This is a genomic window from Myxococcus qinghaiensis (assembly GCF_024198215.1).
GTDB lineage: Bacteria > Myxococcota > Myxococcia > Myxococcales > Myxococcaceae > Myxococcus > Myxococcus qinghaiensis.
This window is the reverse complement of sequence record NZ_JAKCFA010000015.1, coordinates 278,565-292,728: the sequence shown is the minus strand read 5'-3', so window position 1 is coordinate 292,728 and position 14,164 is coordinate 278,565. Positions and strand designations below refer to the sequence as shown.

The following is a 14,164-nucleotide window of genomic DNA, read 5'->3' as shown; positions in this document are numbered from 1 at the left end:
ACAGACGGTATCCGCGTGCGGTGAAAATCAAGATGAGCAGCTACCCACGGAAGCGTCCCCGCCCGGTCCGTCGAGCACGCTCCCGCAGGCCCCTACGTCGCGTCCGTTCCTAAAGTGAACGGCATTGACGCTAGCCCTTCTTTTCCGAAAGCAGGAAATCCACGTCCGGAAAGGCTCCCGTGGGGATGTCTGTCTATGTCTCGGAATGGAGCCGGGGGCTCGCGGAAGCCGGCGGATTTCTCGGGGACCCAGGCCGAAGAAGGCGGAGCCCCGGCGCGGCGCGGGCGGTACCTTCAGCCCGACATGCCTCGTGCCCCACAGCCCCCGAAGAGAGTGGACGTCACCCGGTTGATGAAGAAGGTGGACGCGCTGCTCGATGAGTCACCGCCTCAACTGGATGACGCGGTTCCGCTCCTGCGCCAGGTGTTGGAAGTGGAGCCGGAGCGGCTGATGGCGCTGCATTCGCTGAGCTGGGCGCTGGATGCCTCGCGGCGCACCGCTCCCCAGCTCTGGGAGCGGGAGCTGAAGGCGGAGCACTGGAATGCCAGGGACCGCATCCTGGAGCTGACGCGAGGCACCCAGCCGGGCGGCAAGCTGAGCGATGCCCAGCGGGCGCGCTCCCTGGCCCTGAGCCTGTGGGCGGAGGAGATCGTCCTCGGCGCCCCCACGGATGCCCGGCTCGACGCCGTGGAGGCCGCGCTGGAGGAGGCGGAGGGACTTCGCCCGCTGCCTGACCATGGCCGCGCCCGTCGGGGGCTCGAGGCCTGGCGCGCCGTGCGGCGGGGCCCCGCAAAAGGCTACCCGGCGCTGCTCGCCCAGGTGGAGGCGTCACCCGAACAGCGCTTCTTGGACGTGGAGGACGACGGCCCGGAGTGCTTCAGCGGCCTGCAGGGCGCCTTCTCCGACGAGGGCTTCGTGGCGTGGCTGCGACAGCGGAAGCCGGCGGCGCGGCCCAAGGGGAAGAAGGCCAGGCAACTCGACGCCGGCGTGCTGCTCGCGGCGGGGCAGGACACCGCTCCGTTCTTCGGCCCGGGCTTCGGCGGGGGCCGGGTGGCCCGGGTGCTGGCCTTGCGCGCGCTGGGGGCGGATCTGGAGGTCCGGAACGGGATGAACAGGGATTGCTCCACCTGTCCGCCATGGTGGACGACGCGCCGCTGGTGAAGACGCTGCTCGAGTGGGGCCTCTCCACCTCCGGGGTCGACGGCGAGTCAGGCACGCCGCTGCACCTGGCCGCGGAGCATGGCGCGGTTTCCTGCATCCCCGTGCTCGTCAAGGGTGGCGTCCCGGTGGATGCGCTCGACGAGAATGGGCGAACCGCGCTCTTCAACGCGCAGTCGGCGGAGGTGGCGCAGGCGCTGCTCGACGCGGGCGCCGACCCCAACGCGGGCGAGGGCTGGACGTCGCTGCATCAGCACGTGTGCTTCACGGACCGGGGCCCGGTCATCGAGGTCCTCCTCAGTGCAGGCGCGGACGTCACCCGGAAGGACTCGGGGGAGATGACCCCCGAGGAGGAGGCGCTGCGCCACGAGAACACGCACCTGGCCAGGCTGCTCCGCGCCGGCAAGCCCGCGCTGCGCTGACGCGGCCCGGTGCGACCGCCTGCGCAACGCTTCCTCCGGCACCTGCGGGATTCCCGTAGGTGCCGAGCTCCAGGCCGAGGCTTGTGACATTCCTGGTCACAACACCCAGTCGTGAGGCATTGGTTTGTAGCGCTTCATGTCACACGCGAGGTCCTGGAAGCCTTGGGTCGCCGGTGACGTGTTTGTGTTTGAATGGATATTGACGCCGGGATTGAAACACCTGTGTCGGCCCTGGAAACGTCAGACGAATCACATACCATGTGCACGGTGCCATCGTTCCGGATGTCACCGCTCTCTTCCTACTTCGAGGTACGTGATGTCTCTGTCGAGAATCGCTGGAAAGCAGTGGCTGTGGTTGTGCGGAATTCTCGGAGGCGCGGCGCTGCTCGGTGGCGGCTGTGGCGCCCCTGACACCGAGGTCGAGCCTCCAGCCTCCGTGGAGCAGTCGCGGCCGCTCGCCACCTGTACCCCGTCTTCGTCCGGTATCACCGTCTGTGGCGTCGTCACGACGGCTTCGGGCTCGCCCGTCGCGGGCGCGGTCGTGGACCTGCGTGGCACCGTGACGACGACGGGCACGGACGGCTCGTTCGCCGTCTCCGCCGCGGTCCCCATGGGCTCCGCGCTGACCATCACCGCGCCGGGGCACATGCCGCACGTGGGCGCCGTCACGCGCAACGTGCTGGGGGCCCGCTTCGTGCTCCACACGCTCCACACGCAGACCTTCAGCGGCGGCACGGCCCTGGTGGTGGACCCGCGCAGCGGCGCCTCCATCCAGGTGAACCTGGGCGCGCTCCAGGGCCAGGGCGGCTCGCAGCCCCTGCCGCCTTTCACGGTGGGCGTGCGCTACATCGACACGGGCCTCCTGGCGATGCCGGGCGCGGATGCCGCCATCAACCGCTCGGGCCAGGCGGTCTTCCTGGAGTCGCGTGGCGCCATCTACTCGGAGGTGCGTGACTCCAAGGGCAGCCTGCTCACGCTGCGCCCCGGCGCGACGGCGCGCGTCTTCATCCCGCTCACCAACGACATGGCCGGCACGGCGCCGGGCAGCATCGCGCTGTGGTCCATGGGCCCGGGCTCCAACATCTGGAACCAGCAGGCCGCCACCGCCACGCGCGCGCCCAACACGGTGCAGTGCTCCGTGCGTGAGACGATGACGTGTGATCCGAACGACTGCGCCCGCATCTCCTCCAGCGGCTTCGCGGGCAACACCAGCGAGATTGGCTTCGTCAACGCGGACATCGAGAAGACCAACCCCGGCTGCCTCCGCGTGGTGGTGAACGCCGCGTCGCTGCCGCCCGGCACCGTGCTGCCCATCTGCCTGGAGATCGAGATTCCGATTCCCTCGGGCGGTACCCAGACGCGCAACATGTGCGTGGGCGCCGGCACGGACGTCCTCTACAACATCCCGGCCAACGTCAACCTCACCGTGCGCCAGGCCTCTGGCTTTGGCTGCCCGCCGCCGCCCAGCACCAGCGTGACGGTGAACTCGGGAGCTCCGTGGGGCGGAACCGGCGTGCCCTCCAGCCCCGGCCAGTGCAATGGCGTGCTGACGCTGCCGCCGCTGCCCTGATTCGCGTGTGAAAGGGGCTCCGGCGTGCTCGCGCGCCGGAGTCCTGTCACTGCGGGCTCGGGTTCGTCCGCTCCCGGACACGGGGGGCGTCGTCCAGCATCCGACACCCATCCGCGACTGACAGGCGATTACGAGGCCCCGCCTGACCGGAGACCATCGCGGCCTCCGAATGCGTGCCATTTCCAAAGGGCGAGCCCCCGTCCGCCGACTCCGTATGGCTGTCATTGGCGCGGGCGTGGGTGGGGTCGTGTCCGCCGTGGAGTGCGCGTGCGCGGGACATGACGTGGAGCTGTACGAGGCGGACGCGCGCGTGGGCGGCATCTGGACGCGGGTGAATGCCACGTCCACGCTGCAGATCTCCTCCCTGCTCTATCGCTTCCACCCGCGCGTCCCTGCGCTCCCTGTCGCAGCGGCTGCTCCAGCGAGGCTTCTACCGCGAGCTGGACATGCTGGTGCCTGGCTTCCCGCTGTACGGCGTGCAGGACCCGTGCTGCAACAGCGACTTCCTGGAGGCGATTCGCCAGGGAAGGGTGTCGTATCTCCAGGGCGAGCCCCGGGCCTGGGCGCGCGACGGGCTGGAGGTGAAGCTCACCCGCGCCGTTCATCCCCGACTGACGCGGGACGCGCGGTGGCGAGGGTTGGATGCGGGCGCGGAGCCTCGGCTCGGCGCCGACCTGGTGGTGCTGGCCACGGGCTTCCACCCGCCGTCGTACGACTTCCTCGTCAACCCGCGTCGTCCTGGCACCGCGCTCTTCCTTCGCGGCTGGATTCCCGGCCACCCGACGCTGCTCTTCAACAACTGTGGCCACGAGCGGGGCTTCGGGTCTGCGGGCGGAATGCACCTCTCCCTCCACACCAAGATGCTGCTCATGTTCCTCCAGTCCCCGGAGACGGCGCCCTCGCGCGAGGAGATGGAGCAGTGGGTGCGACGGCACGGGCCCGGGGAGCGGCTGGCCTTCGCCATCTATGGCGAGCACCTGGCGCAGACGGCGGCGTTCCTGCTGCACCCGCGCCGCCGCAAGCATGCCGACGGCGTCCTGAGGGAGGACGTGCTCGGGACGATATCCAGGGGCGCGCGCGAGCTGCTCCTGGGGGCGCTGACAGGGCTTGCTCCCCCGCGCGGTTCTTTTGGAATCAGCTTCACCAACCCCCGTTGGAGGTAGCCCGTATGAGGGATGTCGCGCAGTCCCCCCTGTCTCTCCAGATGTCTCGTGGCAGTGCCGCGGAGCTCGTCCGGAGCATCCTGCCCATCCTCTACGGCGTCGACGAACGCCCGCCCCGGGCCGCCGCGACGAAGCACTACCATCCCGAGGCGACCTTCCAGGATCCGCTCATCACGGTGAAGGGATTGGAGAGCATCCGGCGGCTCGTCTATGTCAACCGGACCTTCCTCTCCGACTGCCGCATCGTGTTCGGCGACGTGGCGGAGACGCTCCGCCCGGATGGCTCGCACGTCGTGCTGGCCGATGTGACGTGCACGCTGGTCTTCAAGCACTTCCTCGCATGGCGCCCCTGGCAGCTCCTGGTGGGGGATTCGTTCACCTATCAGGCCGTGCATAAGGTCGTGCTCGACGAGGACCTCAAGGTCACCGCTCATGAGGAGCACTACAGCCTGAGGTCCGTCCTCGACGCCGTCCCCGTGGGACGCATGCTGTATGCGCTGCTTAGGAAGGTCGACTCCGGCTGCACGTCGGACTTCGGCTACACGTTGAACCAATACATCTCGGGGGACCGGACGATTCGAACGGTGCTCTGACCCGAAGCTCCACCTGTCATGGGCCGCGCGGGGCCGGGTGGCCTCGCCGCGCGCCCTGGGTGGCGCGGGCTCGTCAGGCGTTCAGCGTCAGCAGCTCCGTCCGGATCTCGGCCAGGCCCCCCATCCCATTGAGCGAGGGTGGGGCCTTGGGCGGACTCCGCCGGGGCGGGGGTGGCTTCGGCGCAGCTGGACGGGTGGCGGGCTCGCCAGGCACGGACGTGCTTGGAATCGCGGAGTCCGGTGGAGGTCCAGCGCGCGGTGCCATCAATTGCTGGCGCAGCAGCGCGGCGAGCCCGAGCGCCGTCACCACTCCCACGGTCGCGACCCATCCCGCCTTTGCTCCCATGGTGTAGACCTCCCCGGGCCTCTCGCCACGGGTGTCAGGCGAGAGGGCGGAGGATAGCATTCCGGGGCAGCGCGAGGCAGGGCGGGGGCCGCCCGTTCCTCGCTGTGAAGGACGAGGGAGTAGGGTAGGGTGTCCGCCCTTCTCGCACCTCTGGATTCAGCCACCGCATGTCCACCGATGTCCCTGTTTCAGGAGAGACCCCGTCGCCGATATCGCTGGGGGCGCGGCTGCGCGCGCTGGGGGCGGAGCTGGCGTTTCCCGTGGGGCTCTTCTTCATCAGTCGGCTGGCGCTGTTCCTGCTCGCGCGCGTGTCGCTGGTGTTCGACAACAGGCTCCACCGCGCGCCCTTCCAGCAGACGGGCCTGGCGGGGCTGGACGCGTTCTGTCGGTGGGACTGTGGTTGGTACACGGAGATTGCCCAGCAGGGCTACGCGCGGCCCCAGGCCACCAACTTCTTCCCGCTCCTGCCGATGCTGGGGCGCCTGGTGCGAGACACCACGGGCCTGAGCATCCAGGTCTCCCTGGTGCTGGTGGCGAATGTCGCGGGACTGCTGGGGCTCATCGTCCTGTATCGGCTGTTTCGCATGCTGGAGGGCGAGGACACGGCCCGTGTCTCACTGTTGCTCTTCACCGCGTATCCCTTCGCCTTCTTCCAGTCCGCGGGCTACCCCGAGTCCTGGATGGTGTTCCTCACGGCGCTCGCGCTGCTCTTGAGCCTGCGGGGGCGGCACTGGTGGGCGGCGCTCGCGCTGGGCTTCGGAGGGCTGGCGCGCCACCTGTCACTCGTGGCGGGGCTGTCCCTCTTGTTCCAGCAGCTTCGCTCGCGCGGGGGTGGGCTGAAGGCGTGGTTCCATCGCGACATCCTCGCGCTGGCGATTCCGTTGGTGATGACCTCGCTCTACTTCGTCTTCCTCTGGCGGAAGTTCGGGGACCCGCAGATCTGGTGGAAGGTGCGCGGGGGCGAGTGGGCGGGGGCCTGGGCGGGGCTGGTGACGTGGTGGAAGGGCAACTGGGCGCCCGAGGTCAGCCTCTACGTGGCGCTGTCCTTCATCCCCGGCGTGGGGGCGCTCCTGCTCACGATGCGGAGGCGCTGGTGGACGCTGGCTGTCTTTGGCCTGCCGCTGATGCTCGTGTTGTGGACGATTGGGCTGGTGGGCCTGGGGCGCTACAGCGCGGCCGTGTGGCCCGCCTTCCTGCCCCTGGGCGCCTGGCTCAGCCGGCACCCCGCGTTGCGAGGTCCCGTGGTGCTCGGCTGCGCGCTGTTCCAGGGCATGCTCGTCTTCCTCTTCGTCCACGCGTACCCCATCAATTGATGGTCGAAGGGCACGGCTGGCACGCTGGTCCTTGAAGTGCCCGATGAGCCGGTGGTCCTTCCATGCACCACCCCGGACCTGGTGCGGCAGCAGAGGGGCCAAGGCCCTCCACTGCCGCTCGTTCAATTCGTAGCGCATCACGCTGGCTTGCCTCCCTGCGGAGGACGACAACCGGCGTCGGCGCTTGAGTCAGACAGGGCCTAGCAGTTATCCCACTTCGCGCCCGCGTAGGCCAGGTTACGCTGCTTGCAGTAGTACTTCCCGTAGTTCCCGCAGTTGCCAGCCACGACGTTCCGGAAGGGACCCTTCCACACCGTGTCGGTCGCGCAGATGGCGTAGCAGCAGGCCTTGAACTCTCCCACGGGGGTGTCTTCATTGAAGACAGTCTCGTCCTGTCCGATGTACTCCTCGGGAATGGTGGTCGGCGCAGGGCTGTCACCATCGAGCGGCTCATTCGCGGTGCCACCGCAGGCCAGGAGGAGGGTGGTCGCCAGGGAAAGCAGCCATGCGCTCTTGAATCGGGTCTTCATGGGGGTGTCCTTGAGTGATTGAAGATGAACGACTAGCAGTTCTTCCAGGCGTAGTTCTGATAGGAGAGGCCCTTCTGCTTGCATTTGTACCTGCCGAACTCAGCGCAATTGTTGTATTGGACGGACGGGTAGGGGCCATACCAGTTACCTGAACACTTGATGTTGCAGCAGATGGCGCTACTTCCCACCTCTCCCTGGACCGCCTCTTCATCCTCGGTGCCGAGGTACTCAGAAGGGATGGCCACCGACGAGTCGCTGTCCTGGGGCTGCGTCTCTTCCTGGGGAACGCCACCACAACCCACGGCAAGCACTGCTCCAATCGCAAGCAGGCACAGACCTCTGAGACTGTTCTTCATGGGCACCTCTTTGAAGGCTCTGGGGGTCGATGCGGAGACCGCGAGCCGGAGTCTCCCGGAGGGTTTATCTTCATCTTGGTTATTGAGGTCTAGCCAGATTTACCTGTTTGTGTGTGGGTTGGACAGTCGTGACTGTGTGGCGTGGGAAAAGAGTCAGACGCATGGGCGGAACGGCTGGTGCGATTGATTGGATGGTGGATGATGGGAATGGCAATCGCGCGGGGTGTTCCAAGGTTGTCGGAAGCCTGCCCTGGAGCGCCGGGGACGCGAGCGAAGACGCTTCTGGAGTCGCTCGTCGTCGCCCATCGTGACGCTGCGCCCCTTGCCGGACGCGGCCTGCGTACAACTCGAGGGGGGCTTGCACCGCCCGCAGTGCACCCGCAGGTCAGTCGAGGGGTAGGAAGTCCGGCCGGGACGCGCTCTTCGACATGGGGCCTGTGGGCCCGTCATTGAGGATGCACTCGCCGGCGATGGGCTCGGAGACTTCGCAGCCCGACTTCGGGTTGCCCCAGCGCTCGGTGCGATTCAACCAGGACAGGCTGCCCTCGAAAGTACCCGGCGTGCGCCAGTCGAAGGGCACCAGCGCGCTCCACGTGTCCCAGGCGATGCCGCGTCCGGTGTCATCCGCCAGGAAGTCACCGTTGGGCAGGTTCCGGTAGATGTGCCGCGCGGCATCCGCATAGACGCCGTGCGAGCCCTGGGCGGAGAAGAGCTCCGGTCGCCAGCCCAACAGGCCCAGGCCCTTGTCGCCATAGGTGAAGGTCTGCCCGCTGGCGTGCTGGCTCAGATAGACCTGCGACGGACGGCCCTCCACGAAGCGCACCGTGGCGTGCTCCCAGTCCCCCACGTGATTGCCAAACGTGGAGTACCCACCCACGCAGCCCCAGGGCGAGTACCAGCCGATGCAGACGCGCTTGCCATTATTGTACGGATAGAACATCCAATACACCACGTCCGTGGTCGACGTGGGCTGCCCATTGACGGTGCGCGTGATGAGCTCCGCATAGACAGGCACCGGCGTCTGGTTCGGCCGCTGTCCATCCAGGAACTGCGGGTCCGTGCAGGAGTCACAGCCCAGCGCCTGGTTCGTCACCTGATGACCGCCCTCCACATGGACGTTGGCCAGGTGGAACTCGGTGGAGGAGGGGAAGTAGGCCTCGCCCGGGTGCATCCACACGCGAGGGGCGAAGGCCGCGGCCGTAGCGGCGCTCACGGGCAGCCCCTGAAGCTCGGGGTTCGCCGTCGCGCTCTTGTTGATGGCCCAGTAGCGGCTGCCTCCCGCGTCGGAGTGACTGGGGCGCGCGACGAAGGTGGTCGCGGGAAGTCCCCGATGGTCCCTGGCCAGCGGCTGCCAGAGCCCCACGTCGTTGTTCGCGCCGGAGCCGCTGTCATTCCACAGCGCGCCCGGGTTGGCGGAGACCAGGTACTCGTTCTTGACGCATCGAATGAGGTCCGTGGAGGGCTTGCCGTAGCCCAGCACGCCCACCGCACCCAGACAGGTATATCCAGCGGGCGCGACGGGCTCCCAGAACGAGCCGTCATGGGTTCCGCCCGAGCCCTTGTCGTCCCAGACCCAGACGTAGTCGACGGGCCGCGCGAGCAGGTCTCCCTCTCCCTGCACCACGAGCGCCGTCGAAGGCGCGGGGCCTCCGCCGCCGTTCGGCATCGCGACATCGCCCAGTGAGTAGTAGCCCGGCGACTGTGCGAGGTTGGGGCGCCAGATGGAGACGTCGTCGTTCGAGCCCGTGCCGCTGTCGTCGTAGACCCACTGGAACGTGGACACGGCCTTGAGGAGCAGTCGCTGGCTGAAGCGCAGCGGCGCCCTGTCGGAGACGAGGGTGAGCTCCCCGCTCTGGCCCGGTGAGGCCGTCGCCGCGACGAGCCTGTACGTGCCAGGGGCCAGGGAGACGGAGAGCCGCGCACCCAGGCTGCCCGCGCTGTTGTCGTCCTCGGCGAGCACGTTGCCGCTCGCGTCGAGGAGATAGAGGTAGGCGTCCACGGACGAGGTGAGGGTGAACGTCACCGTCGCCGTGGGGCCCGCGTGGTCGACGATGAACGTGCGATTGCCGGGGTGCGTGGGACTCCGGCCGCCCGAGCCGAGCCAGCGCCCATATACCGTGTTGCCCTGGAGCCCCGCGAGGGACGCTTCCGTGTCGCGGAGCGCCGTGTCCTCCACGGCCTCCAGCGCACCGCCACATCCCAGCGCACCCACTCCCAGCGATGACAACACGAGCCAGCGGAGTGAACCCAGACGTCCAGCGAGCATACGGGCCTCTTCATGTCCCTGCGTGGACGCGCAGGATGCCCTCAAGTCTCTTCAAGACACCAGTCTGGCGTCTGGAAGGAATGCGTCAGGGTGGGGGAGCCGCGAGCTGGAACGTCAGCCGCACGTTGTCCGAGCGCACTCCCAAAGGGCCTTCGAGCGCGAGGGCCTCGGGGGGAAGGTCGCCCTCCCACGTCAGCGCGTCATCCGTCCACACGCGCAACGTCACGCCGCGCAGCTCTGTGCGCAGGGTGTGCTCTTCGCCCCACGTGGGCGCGCTCACCACGCCGCGTCGGAAGGGGGTGACGGTGACATAGCCCCGGTTGCCGCAGTCGCTGCTCCGGTGCTGGTCGGGATTTCGCTTGTAGTTGACGACGACGCCTGCCTTCGGAGCGAAGCGCCACATCACATACAACACGTTGCAGCCATCCCGCGCGCGAAGCTTGAGGCCCACCTGTTGGCGTTGCTCGCCGGACTGCAAGGCCCGCTGCTCGCCGGTGGGTCCTCGGGGCAGGAAGCGCAGCTCGGCGCGCGCCGCCATGTCCGTGCCGGGCACGAAGGCTCGCAACCTCGCACCATCCATGTCGAGCTTTCCATCGGTCCGCTCGCGCAGCGCGCCCTGCGTCACCTTCAGCTTCGACAAGGGCACCGGGGCGAGCGTCGTCATGGGTTTCCTCGTCGCCGGAGGTCGCCCCCACCCGAGGCCCACCAGCGCGCCCAGGCCCAGACAGGCCACGAGGACTCGACTCCGGGTGGTCCCGTGGGTGGACATCAGGGGCGGGGCGTCCCGAGGAAGGCCGTGAGCGCCTCCACATGGGCCGTCAGGTAGGCCTGCTCCGCGCGCAGCCGCGCCAGCTCCAGCAGGAGGTAGTCCCGGAACCGGCGTATCTCTCGCGTCTGGAGCGCCTCCACTTCCTTGAGCTGGCCCTCCAGGTCCGACACGAGCGCGGACACCTCTCGCAGCCGCGCCTCCTCCGTGCGGTGTCTCGCGCGCAGCTCCACCAGCAGCTCGGAGACCTCCTGGTGCACGCCCTCCACCTCGTGCAGCGTCGAGCGGCGGCGGCCCTCGCGCGCCCGGGCGTTCGCCTTGCCCTGCCACAGGTGGCCCAGGTCATACGTCAACATGACCTGCCCGAAGAGGGGGACGTCCTGGTCCACGTCGAAGACCTCGTCATAACCTCCGCGAACGCTCAGCTCCCACGCCTTGGCCCGGCGCAGGCTTCCGGTGGCGACCTCCACCGCGTCATCCGCCGCGCGCAGCTCCTCCAGCAGCGACTCCAGCCGCTGGCCCTGGGGGAAGGCGGGACGCGAGGCCAGCAGCTCTCGCGCCAGCGCAGTGTCCGTGCTCAGGGAGCGCAGGTTGTCCAGGCGCACCTGCACCGCGTTGAGCTCCTCCAGGGTCGCCCGGCCATCCCGGAGGTCCTCGCGCAGGGCCGTGACGAGCGCCTCCGCGCGGGGCAGCGCGTCCTGGAGCACGCGCGCCCGAGCCTCCAGCGCGGAGTCCTCACCCAGCCCGGTGCCCTGGCGGACGGCGGCCTGGAGCGAGGAGAGGGCCTGGTGACGACGGCACTCGGCCGCCGCGCGTCGGTGAATCTTGTTTCCCCGGTACAGGCCCACGAAGTCGTAGCTCAGGCCCGCCGTCACGCGCAGCTTGGGCTTGCCCAGCGCGGTGCCACCTTCGGCCTCGCCGGTGTTCACCGCGCCGAAGCTGCCGAACACCTCCGGGGCCAGCTCCAGCGCGGCCTCCGCGTCGCCCAGTCCCTTCACCCAGTCGCAGTAGCCCGCGGCGCGCTCTTCGATGCGTGCATCGGGAGGAGACGACGCGTCGGGGGGCGCCGCGAGGGCCGCCGGGGTTCGCGCGGCGAGATACAGCAGCACGCCGCAAGTGAGAGTCTTCCGCATGGGGCTTCTCCACGTCTTCATGGGCGCCTGCACTCACAGCACCAGGGGCGCGCGGCCCAGGTGCAGCAGGTCCTCGCGCGCCGAGGCGGAGTCCGTGAGCTTCACCTCCACCATCACCCCGCGCAGCATGTGCTGACGGATGGGGTGTTTGATGGAGACCTCGCCCTCCAGCACCCGGCCCACCACGCCGACCTCGCGGCACCAGACGACCTTCGCGGCGCACGCGAAGAGGGGCGTGCCCACCGCCGCGTTGTTCAGGTTCTCGTACGGCACGAAGGCCACCGTCAGGTCCTTCTCGATGGCGCGCAGATAGGGTGAAGCCCGCAGCGACGCGATGAGCGTCTCGTAGCGCTGGGCCACGTCCTCGAGCGCCTTCAAGTCCTTCTCCAGGCTGCGCAGCGTCGCCTCCGCGCGCGCCTGCTCCAGCACCGAGTGCGTGTACTCGCGCTCCAGGAGCAGCACGTCCGGGGTGATGCCCGCCGGCGTGCCGTCCTTGCCCATCCCGTCCTGCACCGCCGTCAGCCCCGCGAGCTCCCGGTGCAGCGAGTCCACTCGCGTCTCTAGATCTACGGTGGTCTGCGCGAGCGACAGGTTGCTCTGCGCCAGCTGCGCCAGGTGGTGGTTGATGGTGAGCTTGTCCTCCTGCTGGAGCAGCCGCGCGCCGTACATCGCATCCGTGCGCGCGCGTGAAAGCCCCGCGTAGGCGCGGTTGGACTGGAGAATCTCCGCGCGCGCCCGGCTGTACTCCTGGCGCAGGGAGGCCAGGCGCTTCGCGACGCGGTCCTTGGATGCGCGCTCGCTTCGCAGGGCCACGAGGAAGCGCTGCTGGAACGCGTGCTCCGCGGCCACGGTGCGCTCGGCGTCGTGGATGCGGTTCTCCACCGCGCGCCGCTCGGCGACGACGTGGTCCCTGGAGGATGTCTGCGCCGCCAGTTGCGTGTTGAGCGAGAGGATCTGCGGGTCCGTGGGAGACACCACCGTGGGCGTCACCCAGCCATGGCTCAAGAGGAAGAAGCCCTGGACGGCCAGGAAGGACACCAGCGCCGCCAGGATGAGTCCCAGGAGCACCGAGCCCAGGAGCTTGTACGTGGACACGGCGATGGCGTTGATGCGGTTCGCGACGCGTTGGTTCATGGAGAACCCTCTCCGGCGGGGTTGGGCGGCAGCCCACCGCGGTTGTCCGCGGTGGAAGGTGCCGGGGCGGCGCTGGGACTGCCCCGGGTCTCCCAGCTCCCGGAGTCCAGCGTCAGCAGCGCCAGCGGTGTGAAGAGCGCGTACGTCACCGGCATCAGCAGGGCCATGGGCAGGAAGCACGCCCCATGCACCCGCCGGTCCTCGGGCAGGTGCCGGGTCTCCAGCCGGTAGATGATTCCCAGGAGGCCGATGACGAGGAAGTGGAACGAGAGGATGTCCAGGAACTCCCCGGTGATGACGTTGTGGACGATGACGACGGGGTAGGCGAGCAGCAGCGCGAGCTGGGACACGTAGTGGACGGTGATGACCGGATGCAGGCGCCACGCGTGCGACAGGCCGCCGAGCAGGTCCACCAGGTTGGAGCGCCGCCACCGCAGCTGCTGGGAGAAGTAGCCGGCCAGCGTCGCGGGCGCGGCGGTGAAGCAGAACGCGTCCAGCGTGTAGACCGTCTCATAGTCGTGCTTGACGATCTGCCGCGTGAGGAACCGGTCCTCGCCATACTTGATGGGAATGCCGGCGATGGCGCGCGCCTCCAGGATGGGCTCCAGCTCCAGGAGCACGTGGCGGCGATACGCGGTGAGGCAGCCGGACAGGCACATCACCTGGCGGAAGCTGCGCTCCAAGTCCTTCAGCCACTGCTGGGCGAAGTGGAACTTGATCTCCACCATGCGCGTCAGCCAGTTCTGGTGGCGGTTCGTCACGAAGGTGCGACCGCCCACGGCGGCGATGCGGGGACTGACGAAGCGGCGCACCAGGTTGCGCACCGCGCTCTTGTCCACGATGACGTCCGAGTCCACCGAGACGATGATCTCCGCGTCGACCGCGGCCTGGACTCCCCGGTTGATGCCCTTGCGCTTGCCCAGGTTCTCCGGGTTGCGCATGACGAGGACGTTGGCGTGGCCCTCCGCGGCCTTCATCGCCCACGCGTAGCTGTCGTCCTTGGAGCAGTCGTCCACCACCACGATTTGCAGCAGCTCGCTGGGGTAGTCCTGCTCCAGCAGGCTGCGGACGGCGTGGAAGATGCCCTTCCCCTCGTTGAAGAGGGGGATGACGATGGCGACACGAGGCCGGTACGTGTCGTCCGCGCGGTCGATGCTGGGCCCTCGCAGGCGCCGCAGGAACGGACCGAGGATGTAGCGGTTCATCAACACGACGATGAACAGCAGATGGATGGGAAACAGCTCCATCAGGTCCCGTCCCCGCTCACGCCGCCACCCCTTCCCCTGGCGGCCCCGACGCCGCCCCCATTCTCCCGTGAGGGAGCGGTGGGAAAGTTGGCGGGGAGTGGGCTCGCGCCAACTGCCCCGAGGGACGGTGGAAGGGGATTGCCCACCCAGGCGTCATCGCGACACGG

At 68.6% G+C, this 14,164-nt stretch carries 14 protein-coding genes and 1 pseudogene; 7 read left to right on the top strand and 8 right to left on the bottom strand.

What is annotated here, in order from left to right:
• Positions 1-351: 351 nt before the first annotated feature.
• From LZ199_RS27430 to LZ199_RS27410, 6 genes and pseudogenes are all read left to right on the top strand, one after another.
• Positions 352-1,161: a hypothetical protein gene (locus LZ199_RS27430; RefSeq protein ID WP_253996716.1), complete on the top strand. Its 810-nt coding sequence runs from the start codon at positions 352-354 to the stop codon at positions 1,159-1,161.
• On the top strand, positions 1,119-1,580 hold the full coding sequence (locus LZ199_RS27425) for an ankyrin repeat domain-containing protein (protein WP_253996715.1): 462 nt from the start codon (positions 1,119-1,121) through the stop codon (positions 1,578-1,580). Before LZ199_RS27430 ends, LZ199_RS27425 begins: the two co-directional genes overlap by 43 nt.
• A gap of 316 nt (positions 1,581-1,896) precedes the next feature.
• Entirely contained in the window at positions 1,897-3,150 is a 1,254-nt protein-coding gene (locus LZ199_RS27420; RefSeq protein ID WP_253996714.1) for a carboxypeptidase regulatory-like domain-containing protein, read from the top strand.
• 169 nt (positions 3,151-3,319) lie between these two features.
• Positions 3,320-3,433 (top strand): annotated as a pseudogene (locus tag LZ199_RS47020) (hypothetical protein); the annotation flags it as partial.
• A gap of 52 nt (positions 3,434-3,485) precedes the next feature.
• Positions 3,486-4,313: an NAD(P)/FAD-dependent oxidoreductase gene (locus tag LZ199_RS27415; protein WP_253996713.1), complete on the top strand. Its 828-nt coding sequence runs from the start codon at positions 3,486-3,488 to the stop codon at positions 4,311-4,313.
• A 5-nt stretch (positions 4,314-4,318) separates the two neighbouring features.
• Entirely contained in the window at positions 4,319-4,906 is a 588-nt protein-coding gene (locus LZ199_RS27410; protein ID WP_253996712.1) for a hypothetical protein, read from the top strand.
• A gap of 73 nt (positions 4,907-4,979) precedes the next feature.
• On the opposite strand, the gene LZ199_RS27405 is transcribed toward LZ199_RS27410, so the two are convergent.
• Positions 4,980-5,252, bottom strand: coding sequence for a hypothetical protein (locus tag LZ199_RS27405; RefSeq protein ID WP_253996711.1), 273 nt, complete (start codon positions 5,250-5,252; stop codon positions 4,980-4,982).
• Positions 5,253-5,419: 167 nt separating this feature from the next.
• On the opposite strand from LZ199_RS27405, the gene LZ199_RS27400 reads away from it, so the two are divergent.
• The gene (locus LZ199_RS27400) at positions 5,420-6,565 is read left to right on the top strand and encodes a mannosyltransferase family protein (protein ID WP_253996710.1); all 1,146 of its coding nucleotides are present in this window, start codon (positions 5,420-5,422) and stop codon (positions 6,563-6,565) included.
• A gap of 200 nt (positions 6,566-6,765) precedes the next feature.
• Here LZ199_RS27400 and LZ199_RS27395 read toward each other — a convergent pair whose 3' ends face one another.
• From LZ199_RS27395 to LZ199_RS27365, 7 genes are all read right to left on the bottom strand, one after another.
• The gene (locus LZ199_RS27395) at positions 6,766-7,095 is read right to left on the bottom strand and encodes a hypothetical protein (RefSeq protein WP_253996709.1); all 330 of its coding nucleotides are present in this window, start codon (positions 7,093-7,095) and stop codon (positions 6,766-6,768) included.
• A gap of 32 nt (positions 7,096-7,127) precedes the next feature.
• The gene (locus LZ199_RS27390) at positions 7,128-7,451 is read right to left on the bottom strand and encodes a hypothetical protein (RefSeq protein ID WP_253996708.1); all 324 of its coding nucleotides are present in this window, start codon (positions 7,449-7,451) and stop codon (positions 7,128-7,130) included.
• Between the two features lie 385 nt (positions 7,452-7,836).
• Positions 7,837-9,717, bottom strand: coding sequence for a Vps62-related protein (locus LZ199_RS27385; protein ID WP_253996707.1), 1,881 nt, complete (start codon positions 9,715-9,717; stop codon positions 7,837-7,839).
• Between the two features lie 85 nt (positions 9,718-9,802).
• Positions 9,803-10,381, bottom strand: a complete 579-nt coding sequence (locus LZ199_RS27380) for a hypothetical protein (protein ID WP_253996706.1) — start codon at positions 10,379-10,381, stop codon at positions 9,803-9,805.
• 104 nt (positions 10,382-10,485) lie between these two features.
• Positions 10,486-11,616: a hypothetical protein gene (locus LZ199_RS27375; RefSeq protein ID WP_253996705.1), complete on the bottom strand. Its 1,131-nt coding sequence runs from the start codon at positions 11,614-11,616 to the stop codon at positions 10,486-10,488.
• A gap of 33 nt (positions 11,617-11,649) precedes the next feature.
• Positions 11,650-12,750, bottom strand: a complete 1,101-nt coding sequence (locus LZ199_RS27370) for a hypothetical protein (protein ID WP_253996704.1) — start codon at positions 12,748-12,750, stop codon at positions 11,650-11,652.
• A complete protein-coding gene (locus LZ199_RS27365; protein ID WP_253996703.1) occupies positions 12,747-13,997 on the bottom strand; it encodes a glycosyltransferase in 1,251 nt (416 codons plus the stop codon). The genes LZ199_RS27370 and LZ199_RS27365 overlap by 4 nt, the downstream gene beginning before the upstream one ends.
• Positions 13,998-14,164 lie beyond the last annotated feature (167 nt).

Coding starts and splice junctions, on each gene's coding strand:
- LZ199_RS27430 (WP_253996716.1), top strand. CDS start 352: ATGAAGAAGGTGGACGCGCTGCTCGATGAGTCACCGCCTCAACTGGAT.
- LZ199_RS27420 (WP_253996714.1), top strand. CDS start 1,897: ATGTCTCTGTCGAGAATCGCTGGAAAGCAGTGGCTGTGGTTGTGCGGA.
- LZ199_RS27415 (WP_253996713.1), top strand. CDS start 3,486: ATGCCACGTCCACGCTGCAGATCTCCTCCCTGCTCTATCGCTTCCACC.
- LZ199_RS27410 (WP_253996712.1), top strand. CDS start 4,319: ATGAGGGATGTCGCGCAGTCCCCCCTGTCTCTCCAGATGTCTCGTGGC.
- LZ199_RS27405 (WP_253996711.1), bottom strand. CDS start 5,252: ATGGGAGCAAAGGCGGGATGGGTCGCGACCGTGGGAGTGGTGACGGCG.
- LZ199_RS27400 (WP_253996710.1), top strand. CDS start 5,420: ATGTCCACCGATGTCCCTGTTTCAGGAGAGACCCCGTCGCCGATATCG.
- LZ199_RS27395 (WP_253996709.1), bottom strand. CDS start 7,095: ATGAAGACCCGATTCAAGAGCGCATGGCTGCTTTCCCTGGCGACCACC.
- LZ199_RS27390 (WP_253996708.1), bottom strand. CDS start 7,451: ATGAAGAACAGTCTCAGAGGTCTGTGCCTGCTTGCGATTGGAGCAGTG.
- LZ199_RS27385 (WP_253996707.1), bottom strand. CDS start 9,717: ATGCTCGCTGGACGTCTGGGTTCACTCCGCTGGCTCGTGTTGTCATCG.
- LZ199_RS27380 (WP_253996706.1), bottom strand. CDS start 10,381: ATGACGACGCTCGCCCCGGTGCCCTTGTCGAAGCTGAAGGTGACGCAG.
- LZ199_RS27375 (WP_253996705.1), bottom strand. CDS start 11,616: ATGCGGAAGACTCTCACTTGCGGCGTGCTGCTGTATCTCGCCGCGCGA.
- LZ199_RS27370 (WP_253996704.1), bottom strand. CDS start 12,750: ATGAACCAACGCGTCGCGAACCGCATCAACGCCATCGCCGTGTCCACG.
- LZ199_RS27365 (WP_253996703.1), bottom strand. CDS start 13,997: ATGGAGCTGTTTCCCATCCATCTGCTGTTCATCGTCGTGTTGATGAAC.